Origin of the sequence: Methylobacterium pseudosasicola, from assembly GCF_900114535.1 — a bacterium.
GTDB lineage: Bacteria > Pseudomonadota > Alphaproteobacteria > Rhizobiales > Beijerinckiaceae > Methylobacterium > Methylobacterium pseudosasicola.
Genome location: NZ_FOTK01000004.1, coordinates 75,723 through 91,974, shown reverse-complemented (window position 1 = coordinate 91,974; position 16,252 = coordinate 75,723). Strand labels below are relative to the sequence as shown.

The 16,252-nt window shown below is 70.6% G+C and carries 16 protein-coding genes; 4 read left to right on the top strand and 12 right to left on the bottom strand.

Going from position 1 to position 16,252, the window contains the following annotated elements; genetic code table 11:
• Positions 1-84: 84 nt before the first annotated feature.
• A complete protein-coding gene (argH, locus tag BM228_RS05630; protein ID WP_092038014.1) occupies positions 85-1,464 on the bottom strand; it encodes an argininosuccinate lyase in 1,380 nt (459 codons plus the stop codon).
• A gap of 42 nt (positions 1,465-1,506) precedes the next feature.
• On the opposite strand from argH, the gene tlpA reads away from it, so the two are divergent.
• Positions 1,507-2,148 (top strand): thiol:disulfide interchange protein TlpA, encoded by a 642-nt coding sequence (gene tlpA / locus BM228_RS05625; RefSeq protein ID WP_092038012.1) that lies wholly within the window; start codon positions 1,507-1,509, stop codon positions 2,146-2,148.
• Positions 2,149-2,160: 12 nt separating this feature from the next.
• Here tlpA and BM228_RS05620 read toward each other — a convergent pair whose 3' ends face one another.
• Both BM228_RS05620 and BM228_RS05615 read right to left on the bottom strand, forming a co-directional pair.
• Positions 2,161-2,526, bottom strand: coding sequence for a DUF6883 domain-containing protein (locus tag BM228_RS05620; RefSeq protein WP_092038011.1), 366 nt, complete (start codon positions 2,524-2,526; stop codon positions 2,161-2,163).
• Complete coding sequence (locus BM228_RS05615; protein ID WP_244537029.1) at positions 2,523-2,795, bottom strand: DUF4926 domain-containing protein; 273 nt, start codon at positions 2,793-2,795, stop codon at positions 2,523-2,525. The genes BM228_RS05620 and BM228_RS05615 overlap by 4 nt, the downstream gene beginning before the upstream one ends.
• A gap of 81 nt (positions 2,796-2,876) precedes the next feature.
• Between BM228_RS05615 and nhaA the strand changes: the two genes are divergently transcribed.
• Both nhaA and BM228_RS05605 read left to right on the top strand, forming a co-directional pair.
• Positions 2,877-4,082 (top strand): Na+/H+ antiporter NhaA, encoded by a 1,206-nt coding sequence (gene nhaA / locus BM228_RS05610; RefSeq protein ID WP_092038009.1) that lies wholly within the window; start codon positions 2,877-2,879, stop codon positions 4,080-4,082.
• A gap of 46 nt (positions 4,083-4,128) precedes the next feature.
• Complete coding sequence (locus tag BM228_RS05605) at positions 4,129-5,883, top strand: carbamoyltransferase family protein (protein ID WP_092038008.1); 1,755 nt, start codon at positions 4,129-4,131, stop codon at positions 5,881-5,883.
• Between the two features lie 51 nt (positions 5,884-5,934).
• On the opposite strand, the gene BM228_RS05600 is transcribed toward BM228_RS05605, so the two are convergent.
• From BM228_RS05600 to BM228_RS05580, 5 genes are all read right to left on the bottom strand, one after another.
• Positions 5,935-6,291, bottom strand: coding sequence for a hypothetical protein (locus BM228_RS05600; RefSeq protein ID WP_092038006.1), 357 nt, complete (start codon positions 6,289-6,291; stop codon positions 5,935-5,937).
• Between the two features lie 146 nt (positions 6,292-6,437).
• Positions 6,438-6,908, bottom strand: a complete 471-nt coding sequence (locus BM228_RS05595; protein WP_092038004.1) for an SRPBCC family protein — start codon at positions 6,906-6,908, stop codon at positions 6,438-6,440.
• A 126-nt stretch (positions 6,909-7,034) separates the two neighbouring features.
• Positions 7,035-7,706 carry a haloacid dehalogenase type II gene (locus BM228_RS05590; protein ID WP_092038002.1) on the bottom strand — a complete coding sequence of 224 codons (672 nt, stop codon included), beginning with the start codon at positions 7,704-7,706 and terminating at the stop codon, positions 7,035-7,037.
• An 80-nt stretch (positions 7,707-7,786) separates the two neighbouring features.
• Positions 7,787-9,313 (bottom strand): murein biosynthesis integral membrane protein MurJ, encoded by a 1,527-nt coding sequence (murJ, locus tag BM228_RS05585; RefSeq protein ID WP_092038000.1) that lies wholly within the window; start codon positions 9,311-9,313, stop codon positions 7,787-7,789.
• Between the two features lie 387 nt (positions 9,314-9,700).
• Positions 9,701-10,300 carry a superoxide dismutase gene (locus tag BM228_RS05580; protein WP_092038314.1) on the bottom strand — a complete coding sequence of 200 codons (600 nt, stop codon included), beginning with the start codon at positions 10,298-10,300 and terminating at the stop codon, positions 9,701-9,703.
• 389 nt (positions 10,301-10,689) lie between these two features.
• On the opposite strand from BM228_RS05580, the gene BM228_RS05575 reads away from it, so the two are divergent.
• Positions 10,690-11,502 carry a hypothetical protein gene (locus BM228_RS05575; RefSeq protein ID WP_092037999.1) on the top strand — a complete coding sequence of 271 codons (813 nt, stop codon included), beginning with the start codon at positions 10,690-10,692 and terminating at the stop codon, positions 11,500-11,502.
• A 15-nt stretch (positions 11,503-11,517) separates the two neighbouring features.
• Here the strand turns inward: BM228_RS05575 and BM228_RS05570 are convergent, their stop codons facing one another.
• The 4 genes from BM228_RS05570 to BM228_RS05555 form a co-directional block, all read right to left on the bottom strand.
• Positions 11,518-13,233, bottom strand: a complete 1,716-nt coding sequence (locus BM228_RS05570) for a sensor histidine kinase (RefSeq protein ID WP_092037997.1) — start codon at positions 13,231-13,233, stop codon at positions 11,518-11,520.
• Positions 13,234-13,425: 192 nt separating this feature from the next.
• Positions 13,426-14,160: a tRNA (guanine(46)-N(7))-methyltransferase TrmB gene (gene trmB, locus BM228_RS05565; RefSeq protein WP_092037996.1), complete on the bottom strand. Its 735-nt coding sequence runs from the start codon at positions 14,158-14,160 to the stop codon at positions 13,426-13,428.
• A 195-nt stretch (positions 14,161-14,355) separates the two neighbouring features.
• Positions 14,356-15,534, bottom strand: coding sequence for a methionine adenosyltransferase (gene metK, locus BM228_RS05560; protein WP_092037994.1), 1,179 nt, complete (start codon positions 15,532-15,534; stop codon positions 14,356-14,358).
• 168 nt (positions 15,535-15,702) lie between these two features.
• Positions 15,703-16,113, bottom strand: coding sequence for a helix-turn-helix domain-containing protein (locus BM228_RS05555; RefSeq protein WP_092038312.1), 411 nt, complete (start codon positions 16,111-16,113; stop codon positions 15,703-15,705).
• Positions 16,114-16,252 lie beyond the last annotated feature (139 nt).

The window sequence follows — 16,252 nt, the reverse complement described above, 5'->3', positions numbered from 1 at the left end:
CCCTCGAGAAGCCAGGGCTCCGCCCTGGACCCGCAAAAGGTCGAAGACTTTTTGAATCCAGGATTGTCCGCCGCCAATGCGCGCTCAGCCGAGCCGCTCGATCCAGCCCTGCGCCTGCGCCCGGACATTGTCCGGCGCGGTGCCGCCGTAGCTGGTGCGGCTCGCCACCGAGTTCGCGACGCCGAGCACGGCGTAGACCGCGTCGGTGATGCGCGGCTCGGCCTCCTGCATCTCAGAGAGCGACAGCTCTTCCAGCCCGACGCCCTTGGCCGAGGCGGCGCCGACCAGACGGCCGGTGACGTGGTGGGCCTGGCGGAACGGCAGGCCGAGCTCGCGCACCAGCCAGTCGGCGAGATCCGTGGCGGTGGCGTAGCCGGAGCCGGCGGCCCGAGCGAGCACCTCGGCGTTGGGCTCCAAGTCCTTCACCATCCCGGTCATGGCGGCCAGGCACAGGGACAGGGCCTGGAGGGCGTCGAACGTACCCTCTTTGTCCTCCTGCATGTCCTTGGAATAGGCGAGCGGCAGCCCCTTCATCACCACGAGCAGGCCGGTGAGCGCGCCGATGATCCGGCCGGACTTGGCCCGCACCAGCTCCGCCGCGTCGGGGTTGCGCTTCTGGGGCATGATCGACGAGCCGGTGGTGTAGCCGTCCGACAGCTTGACGAAGTTGAACTGCGCCGAGGTCCAGACCACCAGCTCCTCGGCGAAGCGCGAGAGATGCACGGCGCAGATCGAGGCGGCGGCGAGCGATTCCAGGGCGAAGTCGCGGTCGGCCACCGAATCCAGGGAATTCGCGGTCGGCCGGTCGAAGCCCAGTGCCGAGGCAGTGGCGTGCCGGTCGATCGGGAAGGAGGTGCCGGCCAGAGCTGCGGCGCCGAGGGGGCATTCGTTGAGCCGGGCGCGGGCGTCGCGGAACCGGCCGCGGTCCCGGGCCAGCATCTCGACATAGGCGAGGCAATGGTGCCCGAAGGTGACCGGCTGGGCCGACTGGAGATGGGTGAAGCCGGGCATCACCGTGCCGGCATGCTTCAGCGCGGTCTCGGCCAGGGCGCGTTGCAGGTCGGCGGCCTGCTGGTCCAGGGAGTCGAGGGTGTCGCGCACCCACAGCTTCATGTCGGTGGCGACCTGGTCGTTGCGCGAGCGCGCCGTGTGCAGGCGCCCGGCCGCCGGGCCCACGATCTCGGTGAGCCGGCTCTCCACCGACATGTGGATGTCCTCGAGCTCGCGCTTGAACACGAAGCGCCCGGCCTCGATCTCGTCGCGCACGGACTTGAGCCCGGCCTCGATCGCGGCCACATCGTCTGCCGGGAGGATGCCGGCCGCGCCCAGCATCGCCACATGCGCCAGCGAGCCGCGGATATCCTGGGGCGCGAGGCGCTTGTCGAATCCGATGGAGGCGTTGATCTCCTCCATGATCTCCGCCGGGCCGCTGGCAAAGCGGCCGCCCCACATCCGGTTGCTCATGTCGATCCTTCCGCGCCCTAAACGTCCCGGCAGGCAAGCCTGATGCCCGGCCGCACCACTCTGATGGCCGGCGCGGGCCTCGCCGCGCTCGCCATCCTCGGGACCGCCCTATACGGGAGCGGTCTCCTGCCCGGCAACACGGGCGGGGCGCTCCAGCCCTGCGCGGGCGCGACGCCCGCGCTGGCCCGGGTCGATGCCGCCGCCAAGGGCGAGGTCGCGGGCATGCAGGCCGTGAAGCCGGCGCGGCCCGCGCCCGAGATCCGGTTCAAGGGGCCGGACGGCGCCGAGACCGGACTCTCCGACCTCAAGGGCCGGCTGCTGCTGGTCAATCTCTGGGCGACCTGGTGCGCCCCCTGCAAGGCCGAGATGCCGGCGCTCGACCGTCTCCAGACGGAACTCGGCGGGCCGGATTTCGCCGTCGTGGCGATCAACGTCGACACCCGCAACCTCGACAAGCCGCCGGAATGGCTGAAGCAGGCCGGCATCCACGCCCTGCCGTTCTACGCCGATCCGGGCGGACGCGTGCTGCCCGCGATCCAGCGCGACACGCAATCCCCCGGCCTGCCGACCACGATGCTGATCGACGCGCAGGGCTGCACGATCGGGGTGATGAAGGGCCCGGCCGCCTGGTCGAGCCCGGACGGGCTGGGGTTGATCCGCGCGGTTTTGGGGAAGGTGTCGTGAGGGGGCGGCGCGTTATGGATCGCGTGGCGCTTTCCGAAGCGGCTTCAGGGTAATGAACCGCGCCGGATGCAGCCCGGGCTGGTCATCGACCTGCCAGACGGTCCGAATGTTCGCCACGGTTCCATCGGGACAAGGCATCGGCCCTTTGAAGTGGTACCGCAGGCCGTACGGCACCGGATAGGCTCTCGTGAGCGTGGACGGCGTCGGGTGTCCGACGAGGGCCGTCATCAGCGTTATTGGATCGTCGATCGAGAAGCCGACGCTGAGCAGGAAGGCGCATTTCGGCCCGCCATCCTCATGATCCGGATCAAGCAGGTAGCGCCGTACCTTGTCGTCATCGACCCGGAACTGCACCGGGTATCCGACCGGGCCGATCAAGCGCCGGCGCGCTCCACCAGGACCAGGGCCTCCGGTGCGATGGCGGCGAGCGCCTCGACCGGCCGCGTGAACTCGACATCGAAGGCGGCGCCCGCGCCCCAGACGGCGACGATCGTCCCGCTGCTGCCTGCCGGCACGCGCTCACCGTCCTCACCGATCACCTCGGCGAGGGTCCGAACGCGGTCGAGTTCCCGGAATGCGGTCCCCGTGGGGGCCCGATCCGCAGGGGAACGGCTGTCGACCACCAGCGAGAGCAGCCGGTCTGACATGGTGTGACGATACGGGACGGCCGCCCCGCGATGCAAGCTGCGGCTTGCCCCCACCCCCAAACCAAGCCAAGCCTGCCCGCCATGAAGCCGCCCCCGACTCCCGGCCGCGCCCCGCAGGCCCGGGGCCGGCGCCCGCTCTCGGCCATCCGCACGATGCTCGCGAGCGAGGCGGCGGGCGGGTTGATCCTCATGGCCGCGGCGGCGCTGGCCCTCGTGGTCGCCAACGGGCCGTTCGCCGACACTTACGCGCACGGGCTCCACGCCGCGCTGGGGCCGATGAGCGTGCAGCACTGGATCAATGACGGCCTGATGGCCGGGTTCTTCCTGCTGGTCGGACTGGAGATCAAGCGCGAAGCGCTCGACGGGCGGCTGCGCACCTGGCCGGACCGGGTGCTGCCGGGCATCGCGGCGTTCGGCGGAATGGCGGTGCCGGCGCTGGTCTACGCGGCGGCCAATCTCGGCACCGGGACCCTGCGCGGCTGGGCGATCCCGGCGGCCACCGACATCGCCTTTGCTCTCGGCGTCCTGGCCCTGCTCGGCAAGCGGGTGCCTGTCTCCCTCAAGATCTTCCTGAGCGCCGTGGCCATCGTCGACGATCTCGGCGCCGTGGTGGTGATCGCGCTGTTCTACGGCTCCGGCCTCGATGTCGGGATGCTGGGACTGGCCGCCCTCGTGCTGGCGGCCCTCTACGGCCTCAACCGGGCGGGCGTGACCTGGCTCTCGGCCTATCTGGGGCTCGGCCTCGTCCTGTGGGTGCTGGTCTTGCGCTCCGGGATCCACGCCACGGTGGCGGGGGTGCTGCTCGCCTTCACGATCCCGATCCGGGTGAGCCCCGGCCGGCCGGAATTCGCCGACTCGTCGCTGCATCGGCTGGAGCACGGGCTGGCGCCCTGGATCACCTATGGGGTGGTGCCGGTCTTCGGCTTCGCCAATGCCGGGGTGGACCTGAGCGGCCTGACGCCCGACGCCCTGCTCCAGCCGGTGACGCTCGGCATCGCCGCGGGGCTGTTCCTGGGCAAGCAGGCCGGGGTGTTCGCCAGCCTGCGGCTCGCCGTCGCGCTGGGATGGGCGCAGCGCCCGGCCGGGGCCGGCTGGGGGCAGATCTATGGCGTCGCGGTCCTGTGCGGCATCGGCTTCACCATGAGCCTGTTCATCGGCGGCCTCGCCTTCGCGGACCCCCAGCACGAGACCGCCGTGAAGCTCGGCGTGCTCGCCGGCTCGGCCCTCTCGGGGCTTGCCGGGGCAGCGATCTTTTGGCTGGCACCGCGCGCGACCGCAGTTCGATAACCACGCGGGCTCCGCTCCGCGCGAAAATGCGCTACCTCGCCTGGGCATGCGCTTCTATCTCGGCCTCGCCACCACCTTCCACGACCCGGCGCTCGCCCTCGTCGGGCCGGACGGCACCCTGCTGTTCGCCGAGGCCGCCGAGCGATTCCTCCAGTACAAGCGCGCGCCGAATTGCGAGCCGGACAACCCGGCCCGGGTGGCCGCCCTGCTCCGGGACTTCGTTCCGCCGGGCTCGGAACTCGTGGTCGCCTCGACCTGGGGACCGCAATTCACCGACTTCCTGCGCGGGCAAGCCGGCGCCGGCACCTTCGACCTGATGGCGCTCGCCGCCCATACCACGGCCCTCAACCGCTCTTTCGTGCCCGAGCAGGCCGAGCGGGTGTTCATCGCCGACCTCCACATCGCACAGGAGCGGGTCGGCCACGGCACCCTGCTGGCCCTCAACCAGGAGGCGCGGATCACCGGGGCGCCGCGCGCCACGATCGCCGGGCAACGGCGCTACCCGCACCATCTCTGCCACGCCGCCTACGGGCTCTGGGGCAGCCCGTTCGACGCGGCCACCGCCCTGGTGGTCGACGGCATGGGCGAGACCGGCGCGGCGGCGATCTACCGGCTGGAGGGCGGCCGGATCACGGAGCTGCGCCGCCACCGCGGGCGTGGGTCCCTCGGCTTCCTGTACGGGCTGATCACCGATCTCGCCGGCTTCGACCAGGTGAAGGGCGAGGAATGGAAGATCATGGGGCTCGCCCCCTATGGACATCCCGATCCGGACCTCGCTGCCCTGCTGGCCCGGCTCTGCACCGTCGAGGGCGGGCGCCTGCGCTTCGCCGCGGCCGCCACGATCCAGGCGGTCGCCGCCGAGATCCAGGCGCGCCGCCCGGCGGACGCCCTGGACAAAGGCTGGGCCGACCTCGCCCGCTGCGGCCAAGATCTTTTTTGTGATCTGATGGATGTGCTGGTGGCGGAGGCGGCGGCCCTTGCCCCCTCCGACAACCTCGTGATCACCGGCGGCTGCGGGCTCAACTCCTCGTATAACGGCCGGGTGCTCGGCCGCTCCGGATTCATCCGGCTGCACGTGCCCTCGGCGCCGGCCGACGACGGCAACGCCGTGGGCGCCGCCTGGCTCGCCTACGCGGAGGACAATCCGGGCTGGTCCGGTCCGCCCGCCGAGCAGCGTCCGCTGACGCCCTATCTCGGCTCCCGGGTCTCGACCGCCGCCATGGAGCGGCTTGCCGAGCAGGAGCCGCGCGCCAGGCGCGTCGGCCACGCGGAGGCGACGCGTGCCGCCGCAGAGATCCTGGCCGCGGGCGGCCTGGTCGGCTGGGTGCAGGGGCGGGCCGAGTTCGGCCCCCGGGCGCTCGGCAATCGTTCGATCCTGGCCGATCCGCGGCCGGAGGGCGCCAAGGACGCGCTCAACGCCAAGGTGAAGTACCGCGAGGCGTTCCGGCCCTTTGCGCCCGCGATCCTGGCCGAGGCCGGGCCGGACTCGTTCGAGGCTTACGCCGACAGCCCCTACATGGAGCGCACCCTGGTCTGGCGGGAGCCGGTCCGCGCCCGGGTGCCGGCGGTGGTCCACCAGGACGGCACCGGCCGGCTCCAGAGCGTCACCCCTGAGCGCAACCCGGCCTTCGCGGCCCTGATCCGCGCCTTCGCGGACATCACCGGCGTGCCGATCCTGCTCAACACCAGCTTCAACGTGATGGGCAAGCCGATCCTGCACGGCGCGGAGGATGCGATCCTGATGTTCTACACCACCGGCCTCGACGCCCTCGTGGTCGAGGATTGGCTGGTGGTGAAATGACGAACGCCGCGCCCCGGGGGGACGCGGCGTCAACGAGACGACCCGAAAAAACTACTCGCAGACTTCGACGCGGCGGTAGGTGAACTCACCGTCGCCGAGCCACTCCTTGCGGCGCTCGTAATGGCAGATCGGGCCGCGGCGCTCGCGCACCACGACGGTCTCGGGCTCCTCGACCACGACGCGGCGCGGGCGATACTCCGGCGGCGGGGGCGGAGGCTGGTTGGCGCCGTTGACCAGGGCGCTTCCGACCACGCCGCCGACCACGCCGGCCGCAAGGCCGCCGACGATCGCACCGGTCTGGTCGCGGGCGGTGGCCGGGGCGACGGCCCCGAGCACCAGGGTCGCGGCGAGGGCGGCGGCCCCGGCGCGGATCATCGTGAAGGAACCGTTCGTGGACACGCGCAACATCTCCCGTTCGTGTTGAGGATGATCCAACACCGGGACGATTAAAAATCTGCGAAGCCGCAATTCGATTGCGTGCCGGATGTGGCGTCGACACGCCGAGAGAGCCAGAGCAGAGGCGGAACGGGCCGCCCCTGCTCCGGGCGGTATGCTTACTTCGCCTTGTCGGCGATGCCCTTCAGGCCGGCTTCGTACACGCCCGCGATGGCCTCCTGCGCCTTGGCGTCGGGCGCACCCTTGGCCTTGAACGTGCCCGTCCAGGTCACCTTGGAGCCGCTGCCGGCCTTCGCGACCATAAGGGTCGAATGGTAATCCGCAACGGGCAGCGGGCCTTCCAGGATCGTGTAGGTGTAGGCCATCTTCGCGTCGTCACGGGATTCCTGCTCCTCGACGATCGTCCCGCCGCCCTTCAGGCTGAGGGTGCGGACATCCTTGCCGCCCTTCTTGGACAGGGCGCATTTCTCGATCACCGGGTGCCAGTCGCCGATCCCGCAAAACCCGCCGATGGTCTTCCACACCGCCTCGGGGGAGGCCGCGACATCGACCGACTTGGTGACGTCCAGGGCCCAGGCAGGCCCGGCCACGCCGACGCAGAATGCGGCGGCCAACAACACGCGCTTCATCAGACGCTCCCTCACGCTCGACGCTCCTGATCCTGGCGTCCGAGTCAGGGGCGAACCAAGGGCACGAACCGCACGTTGCAAGCTCGACTTTAGTCCAACCCGCGGCGGCGCGCCCCGGGTCGGGTCTCAGAGCAGCCCGTCGAGGGATCCGATCACCGCCGTGGGCGCGAGCTCGGCATACTCGTCCGGCAGGCCCCGGCGGTTCACCCAGGCGGTCCGGAACCCGAAGGCGCAGGCGCCGGCCACGTCCCAGCGGTTCGAGGAGCAGAACAGCACGTCCGCCTCCCCGACCGCGAGTCGGGTCAGGGCGATCCGGTAGGCGTCGGGATGGGTCTTGAACACCTGCGCGTCGTCCACTGAGAGCACCGCGTCGAGATGGTCGGCGAGGCCCGCCGAGGCCACGGCGCGGTCGACCATGGCGGCGTTGCCGTTGGTCAGCACCGCCGTGCGCAAGCCCCGCTTCTGCAGCACCGCCAGCACATTTGGCACCTCCGGGTAGGCGTCGAGGTCGCGATAGGCGTCGAGCAGCTTCTCGCGCAGGCCGGGATCCACGCCCGGATGCAGCGCCAGGGCATGATCGAGGGCGCGCACGGTGAGGTCCCAGAAGGCCGCGTAGCGGCCCATCAGCGACAGGGTCCAGCTGTATTCGAGTTGCTTGTTGCGCCAGACTTCGGAGAGATGGCCGGCATCCGGCCCGACCAATTCGGCGTAACGCTGGACCGCGGCGTTCACGTCGAACAGCGTGCCGTAGGCGTCGAACACGACGGCCTTCACGCCTGCGAGCAGGTCCTTGGTCATGGCGTTCCTCACTGGGCGCTCGGGGACGATGTGGGACTCGTGGGCGCGGCGGCGAGTCCGGCCGAACCGAGCCGGATTCTTTACGCCCGGCGCAGGCGCAGACCGAACAGGTGCAGCAAGCCGGCCAGCAGGCCGCCATAGACCACGGCGCCGGCCAAGCCGAGCAGGAGCAACACGGCGATCTCGCGCCCGTGCGGCAGGGCCGGCACCAGGGCCTCGGCGAGCCCCTGGCCGTAGACGGCAACCCCCGCCAGGGCGAGGCAGGCGAGCCCGACCCCCGCCACGGTGAGGCCGAGGGTGCGGCCCGGCGCCGTCCAGTTGCGGCGCTTGGCCAGGACGACGAGGATCAGCAGGTTCACCCACTGGCTGACGGCCGTCGCCAGGGCCAGGCCGGTGACGCCGTAGGGCCCGGTGAGCCAGAGCTTCAGCGCAACATTGACCGCGATCGCCGTCAGCGAGGCCCAAAGCGGGGTCTTGGTGTCCTGGCGGGCGTAGAAGCTCGCCACGGCGCTGCGCACCAGCACCACGGCCGGCAGGGCGAGCCCGTAGGCGGCCAGAACCGAGGCGGCCCGGGACGCGTCCTCGGCGCTGAAGGCGCCGCGCTGGAACAGGGCCGCCATGATCAGGCCCGGGATGGTCAGGAACGCCACCGTGAATGGCGCCGACAAGGCCAGGGAGAAGCCCGCCGCCCGGTTCTGCGCCGCGTGTGCGCCGGCCACGTCGCCGGCCGCGAGCCGCCGGCTCATCTCCGGCAGGAGCACGGTGCCGGCCGCGATGGCGATCACCCCGAAGGGCAGCTGGTAGAGCCGGTCGGCGTAGTACAGGGCCGAGACCGCGCCGGTGGGCAGCCAGCTGGCGATGATCGTGTCGGCGAAGGTGGCGATCTGGAACCCGGCCGCCCCGATCACCGCGGGCCCGAGCACCACGAAGAACCGCTTCAGCGCCGGATCGGAGCGCGGCACGGCGAGGTCCGGCATCACCCGGGCCCGGCGGCAGCCCCACCACAGCAGGCCGAATTGCAGCACGCCCGAGATCGCGACGCCCCAGGCGGCCGCGTAGGCGGCGTTGGGGAACAGGAAGCTCAGCGACAGGGCCGCCAGCATGGCGAGGTTGAGCAGCACCGGCGCCCCGGCCGCCACGGCGAAGTGCCGGTGGGCGTTGAGGATGCCCGACAGCAGCGTCACCAGGGTCATGAACAGCAGGTACGGGAAGGTGATACGGGTCAGCGCCACCGCGAGCTGGAAGCGCTCGCCATCCTCGGCGAAGCCGGGGGCCAGGGCGTGCACCACCCAGGGCATCGCCGGCAGGGCGAGGTTCAGCAGCACCAGCTGCACGATCAGCATCAGGGTGAAGACGCGGTCGGCGAAGTGGTGCGCCGCCCCGGAGGCGCCCGCCTCGGCAAGCCCGGCATAGGCCGGCACGAAGGCGGTGTTGAACGCCCCCTCGCCGAAGATCGCGCGGAAGTGGTTCGGCAGCCGGAACGCGACCACGAAGGCGTCAGCCATCGGCCCCGCCCCCATCACGGCGGCCATCACCACGTCCCGGGCGAAGCCGGTGACGCGCGAGACCAGGGTCCAGCCGCCCACCGAGAGGATGGAGCGGATCATCGAAGGCAAACCTCCCTCCCCCCTTTGCGGGGGAGGGTGGCCCGCGAAGCGGGTCGGGAGAGGGGAGCGACGGTGCAGGATAGGGCTTCGCCCGTCATGCCAGTCGCGCCGTTTCCTATACCCCGGCTCCCCTCTTGCGGGACTTCGTCCCGGCCCGACCCCTGCTGACGCAGGGGCAACTCTCCCCCGCAGAGGGGGGAGGGAGAGGGCGCACGGATTGTCGAGGGCGTCCTGCGGCGCGATGCGATCCTACGGACTAGGCTGGAAATGACCTGTCACCCCGGTACAGCCCGGGTTGGCCCGGTATTCCGCATCAAGAGCCGCTTTTCGCCGGCATCTCAAGAGCGCCGCGGATACGATCGGCCCGCGGCGCCCCTCATGGCCGGATCAGCGGGTCGCTTCGCCGTACAGCTTCTCGACGTATTCCCAGTTCACCAGGTTCTCGACGAACGCCTTGAGGTAGTCGGGCCGGCGGTTGCGGTAATCGATGTAGTAGGAGTGCTCCCACACGTCGACGCCGAGGATCGGCTTGGCGCCGTGGACCAGGGGGTTCTCGCCGTTCGGCGTCTTCAGGATCGCGAGCTTGCCGTCCTTCACGGCGAGCCAGGCCCAGCCCGAGCCGAACTGGCTGACGCCCGCCTGGATGAAGTCCGCCTTGAACTTCTCGGCCCCGCCGAGATCCTCGTCGATCTTCTTGGCGATGGCGCCGGGAATCGCGCCGCCGCCGTTGGGCTTCAGCCAGTTCCAGAAATGGAGGTGGTTGTAGTGCTGGCCGGCATTGTTGAAGAGCGGCTGATTCGTGTTGTAGGCGGCCTTGACGATCTCCTCGACGCTCTTGCCCTGGAGATCCGTGCCTTCGAGCAGCTTGTTGCCGGTATCGACATAGGCCTTGTGGTGCTTGTCGTGGTGAAACTCGAGGGTTTCCTTCGACATGTACGGCCCGAGCGCGTCGTAGGCGTAGGGCAGTTCCGGCAGCGTGAAGGTCATGGGCTCTGTCTCCGCTTGGAGCACGATGCGGACAAGCCGGATCCGGCTTTCCGAACGCATCATGCGATGACAATGGGCTGGAGCGGGCCGTGTTTCACGGGGAAACAGCGGCTCGTTTCAGCCTGGGCGGCCTCGTCCCCGGCGGGGGCGTCCGGGTCACCCCAGCTACGTAAGTCGGTGCCCGCGCGACGGCAACGCCGTTCCGGCCAGGCTTGGCGGGAAGTTTCGGAGGGCGCGCCCGGCCGGGCCGCGGGCCTCCGGCCCGACGACTTGTCAGAACCGGTATCCCGGACAATCTCGCCGTCGGATTTTGCAATATGACCGCAAGGCCTTACTGTGCGACACGCCTTAAGCGCCGGCCGTTAGCCGGCCCGTGTCTAGAGAGTAACATGATCGCTGCGCTGTTCGCGCTCGCCGCCGCCATGGTCATCGGGGGCTGCGCCGCCGTGATCCAGGGCTTTCCCTATGTGCGTCTGGAGAGCGGCCTCGCGATGGTGATCGCGGGTTCGGTCGCGGCCTCGTCGGGTGCGGTTCTGTTCGGGATCGGCGTGCTCGCCCTGGTGTTCCGGCGGCTGGAGCGGGCGATCGGGCAGCGCCCGGCGCTGGCGGCGGCCGAGGCCGGCCCCGTTGCCGCGAGCGCGCCGCGCCTGCCGCCGGTGCTGCCCGCCGCCCCGGCCTTCATCGTGCCGCCGATCGTCGAGCCGCCCTTCGATCCCGAGCGGCCGCGGATCGAGCCCGACCTGCGCCTCCTGGAGGACGCCCCGCCCGCACCGGTCGAGGCCCCGAAGGCGCCCGAACCGCACAGGGCCGCCGTGGTCGAATCGGATTTTCCGCTCCGATCCGTTCCCCCCGTCCCGCCCCCGGAGCCGGTGCTGGAAGCGGTCCCCGAGCGCAGCCCGGAGGACGACCTGTTCGCGGCACCCGAACCGCCCGCGAAGCCGGAGCCGACCCCGGAGCCCCCTCAAGCCCCCCCTGCCCTGCGACCGAGCCTCGACGCGGCGCCGGAGCCCGAGTCCGAGACGAAGCCCGATACCCGCACCGTGGTCGGGCGCTACGCCTCCGGCGGCAACACCTACGTGATGTTCGAGGACGGCTCGATCGAGGCGGAGACGCCGCAGGGCCGCTTCACCTTCGCGTCCCTGGACGAGCTGAAGGCTTTCGTGGATGGCGGCGGCGAATCCGGCGCCCGGGGCGCCGCCTGAGCGAGAACCCGCTCGTCAGGCCAGCGGGTTGAGGCTGTCGTTGCGCGGCGGGATCGGCGCCCGCATGGTCAGGGAAAACCCGTCGGGATCGTAGTCGGTCTCCACCTCAGCCTGGACCTGGGTGATCAGCACCCGCTGCAACAGGCGCGAGCCGAAACCCTGGCGGCTCGGTGGCCGGACCGGCGGCCCACCCGATTCGCGCCAGTGGAAGCGCAGGATCCCGGCCGGGCCGCCCGGCTCCAGGGACCAAGTCACTGCGACCCGCCCGGAGCGGTTCGAGAGCGCCCCGTATTTGGCCGCGTTGGTGGTGAGCTCGTGGATCGCCATACCGATCGGCACTGCGATCTCGGAGGGCAGGTCGATCGCCGGCCCGTCGAGGCTGATCCGCCCCTCGGCCCCGCCCAGCACCGAGACCTCCGCGTAGGGCTTCAGCTCGCTGAGCAGGAGGTTGGCCAGCGAGGCGGTCTGCCAGGTATCCTCGGTAAGCACCGCGTGGGTGTGAGCCAGCGATTTGATCCGCCCGACGAAGGCCTCGTAGAACTCCTCGATGCTGGAGGCGGTGCGAGCGGTGGAGCCCACGATCGCCTGCACGGTGGCCAGCGTGTTCTTCACCCGGTGGTGCAGCTCCCGGATCAACAGGCTCTGCCGCTCCTCGGCGATCCGCCGGTCGGTCACGTCCGCGACCACGCCGATCAGGCGGCGCGGCAGGCGGCTCGGCGCGTCCCGCTCGAACCGGCCGGCCATATCGATGGTGCGCCACGCCCCGTCGGATTTCCGCCGGATCCGGCCGCCGATCTGCAGGATCCCGTCCTCCCGCAGTGCCTTCGAGATCGCGTGCCGGACCGCGGCCCGGTCGTCCGGGTGGAGGATGTCGTTCAAGAACTCGTTCTTGCCGATGGTGCCGTCCTCGGGCGCGTGCCCGAAGATCTCGTACATGTGCTCGTTTTCCCAGATCGCCTGGTCTTCGAGCATGTGCCACTCGAAGATACCGAGCTTGGCGATGGTGGTCGCCACCCGCAGGCGCTGATCGCGCGACAGGATCTCGTCCCGAGCCTCGACTCGGGTGGTGATGTCCTGGACGACGCCGACCATGCCGGCGAGCTCGCCGCCGCGGCCCGGCACGGCCTGGCCCCGGACCCGCAGGATCACGGTGCGCCCGGCGACGGTCACCGGGGTATCGAAATGGTAGGGCTTGCCGGACCGGCACGCCTCGGCGACGGTGGCGCCCAGGCGCGCGAGTTCCGGATCCGACAGGCCGGTCTTGAGCTCGTCCCACGGCACGGAGCGCCCGGGCTGCCGCCCCAGGATCCGGGCCGCCCGGCGCGACAGGGTCAAGAGGCCGCTCGCCCGGTCCCAGCGCCACTCGCCCAGGCCGGCATTCTCCAGCGCCTCGCGGTTCGCCTCGGAATGCGCGGCCGCGTCCGCGTCCACGGTCTCGACCACCAGGGTCCGGCCGGAGCGCCGCACCCGCACGTCGAGCACGGCCCCGTCCGCCCGGCGCCAGACCTGAATGCCGTCGCCGAGGCCCTCGGGCCGGTCGGCCAGAAAATCCGCGGTCGCACATCCGGTCAGCTGGCCCGGCGGCCAGCCGAGCAGATCGTGCAGGACCCGGTTGGCGGCGACGATCGTCGCCTCGTCCGCCGACAGCACGACGAGGCCGATCGCGGCATCGTCGAAGCCCGCGCGATACGGATCGTCCGTCGCCGGGTCTTGACCCACGCTCTCGCCCACTCGGAAACATCCTCGAGCGCGCCGCGGCGCGCTCACGCACGAGATACCCCCCTGCCGCGGTCCCGACCGCGAAGGCAGCTCAGGATGGCGCCCGAGCGTGACCGTTGCAAGGCGTCCCGCCCGGCTGCGGCGACCCGTCCGCACTGCACCGCAGAGGACGGCGGCTCGGCGAGACCGCGTGCGCTCCGGAGCTCAGCGCGGTCGGCGCACGAACTCCAGATAGGTCGGGCGACGGCCCGCCGCCAGCGCCTTCGCCTCGTAGCGTGTCCCGGGCCAGCCCGCGAAGGGCTCGGTCCAGTCCCGTGCTTGTGTCGCCGTCCAGGTCAGGACCGGGCAGCGGGCGGCCCGGACCAGGGTCCAGCCAGCGTAATCGTCGATGTCGCTGGCGAAGCGGAACAGGCCGCCCTCCTTCAAGACCCGGCCGATCTCCGCGAGCGAGGCGTCCGACACGAAGCGACGCTTGCGCTGGCGGCGCTTCGGCCACGGGTCGGGATAGAGCAGGTAGACCCGGTCCAGGCAGGCCTCCGGCAGGCGTGCCAGCAGGGCGGTGACGTCCTCGTCGCGGATGCGGACATTGCGCAGACCCCGCGCCTCGATCGCGGCGAGCAGCTTGACCACGCCGTTGACGAAGGGCTCGGCCCCGATGATGCCGATGCGGGGATGCGCCTCGGCCTGGGCGGCGAGGTGCTCGCCGCCGCCGAAGCCGATCTCCAGCCAGACCTCCTCCGGGGCGCCGTCGAGCGCCGGGAACAGCGTGCGCGGATCGAGCGGCCGGTCGTCCGGCGGCAGGTCGACCCGCAGAGCCGGAAGCAGTTCGGCGAGCCGCCGCTCCTGCAACCCGCGCAGGCGCTTGCCTTTGCGCCGCCCGAAGAAGGCGCGCTCCGGCTCGTCGGCCTCGTGACCGGGCCGTCCGTTCAGGTCAGACATCGGCTACCAACGCATCGTCCGCGCCCGGGCGCGGACGGGGTTCCAAAGGGCTCGCGGCCCTGCAGCAGGGCTCTGCCCTGCACCCGCAAAAGGTCCAAGCCCTTTTGAAACCGGGACTCAAGAAAACGCCAGCGCGCCGTCCCGAATCGGGGACGACGCGCTGGCGGGGTGTTCAGCGCTAGAGCGCAGGCGGTCTTACGACAGGGCCGACTTCAGCTTCTGGGCGAGGTCGGTGCGCTCCCAGGAGAAGCCGCCATCGGCCTCCGGGGCGCGGCCGAAATGGCCGTAGGCCGCGGTGCGGGCGTAGATCGGCTTGTTCAGGCCGAGCGCCGTGCGGATGCCGCGCGGCGACAGGTCGATGGCGTCCATCAGGACGGATTCGAGCTTGGCCTCGTCGACCTGGCCGGTGCCGTGCAGGTCCACGTAGATCGACAGCGGCTTCGAGACGCCGATCGCGTAGGCGAGCTGAATCGTGGCGCGGTGGGCCAGGCCGGCCGCGACCACGTTCTTGGCGAGGTAGCGCGCCGCGTAGGCGGCCGAGCGGTCGACCTTGGTCGGATCCTTGCCGGAGAACGCGCCGCCGCCATGCGGGGCCGCGCCGCCGTAGGTGTCGACGATGATCTTGCGGCCGGTGAGACCGCAATCGCCGTCCGGGCCGCCGATCACGAACTTGCCGGTCGGGTTGACGTGCCAGACGGTGCCCTCGTTGACCCAGCCCTGCGGCAGGGCCGCCCGGATGTAGGGCTCGACGATGGCGCGCACGTCGGCCGAGTCCAGGGACTCGTCGAGATGCTGGGTGGAGAGCACGATCTGGGTCGCCTCGACCGGGCGGCCGTTCTCGTAGCGGACCGTGACCTGGCTCTTGGCGTCGGGCCCGAGCTTGCCGGCATCGCCCTCGCCCTTCTTGCGGGCGTCGGCGAGGTCCTTGAGGATCTTGTGGGCGTAGAACAGCGGCGCCGGCATCAGCTCCGGGGTCTCGTCGGCGGCGTAGCCGAACATGATGCCCTGGTCGCCCGCGCCCTCGTCCTTGTTGCCGGCCGCGTCGACGCCCTGCGCGATGTCGGCGGACTGGGCGTGCAGGTAGATCTGGACCTCGTTGTTCTTCCAGTGGAAGCCGTCCTGCTCGTAGCCGATCTCCTTCACGGCCTGGCGGGTCAGTTCCTCAAGGTCCTTGAACGTCACGGAATCCGGGCCGCGCACCTCGCCCGCGATCACGACGCGGTTGGTGGTGGTCAGGGTCTCGACCCCGAGCCGGGCCTCCGGCATCGCCGCGATATAGGCATCGACCACTGTATCGGAGATCCGGTCGCTGACCTTGTCGGGATGGCCTTCGGAGACCGACTCACTGGTGAACAGGTAGTTGGAACGCGGCATCGGACGGACCCCGGCTACGGGTACGCCGTCGCGATCGCGGCGTTTGACCCCTCATGGGGCCGGGGTTCTCGCATCGGGTTGCGCCACGGTCAAGGCGGAACGCCGAACGGATCCGCTATAACGTACGAAATGGATGAAAAAACGTCCGTTTGCGGCGCGACTCAGCACTCAGCCGTTCAGCTTGTGGTCGAGCGCCCGGATGGCGGCGGCGACGTCCCGGCGGGCTTCCTCGGAGAAATGCTCGGTGATGTGGCGGCCGACGATCTCGGCCAAGCCCTGGAGGCCGGTGCCCCCGCTCAGGGGCGCCTGATCCGGCTCGGAGAAGCCCGGCGCCGTGAAGTCGTCGGTGCGCGGCATGCCCTTGAAGAAGTAATCCATCGGCACCCCGGTCATCCGGGAGAAGATGTCGAGATGGACGGCGCTGATGCGGTTGGTGCCCTTCTCGTACTTCTGCAACTGGGCTGCCGACATTCCGAAACTCTGCGCGACGCGACGCTGCGTCAGCGACGCCTTCCGGCGCTGCTCGGCGATGCGTTGACCGACATACACGTCACGCTGATCGGTTTTCTGACCCGCCATGAAGAACTTGCCCACTCCTGCCGCGATTTTCGGGCGGCGAAGCTTAACCGCATAGCGAGTTCCTGTCACCGGCGGGTGACCATTGCGGTAAATGTTTTGCCGCGGTGTCGACTGCGCAGCGGCAGCCCGAATTCTGGTG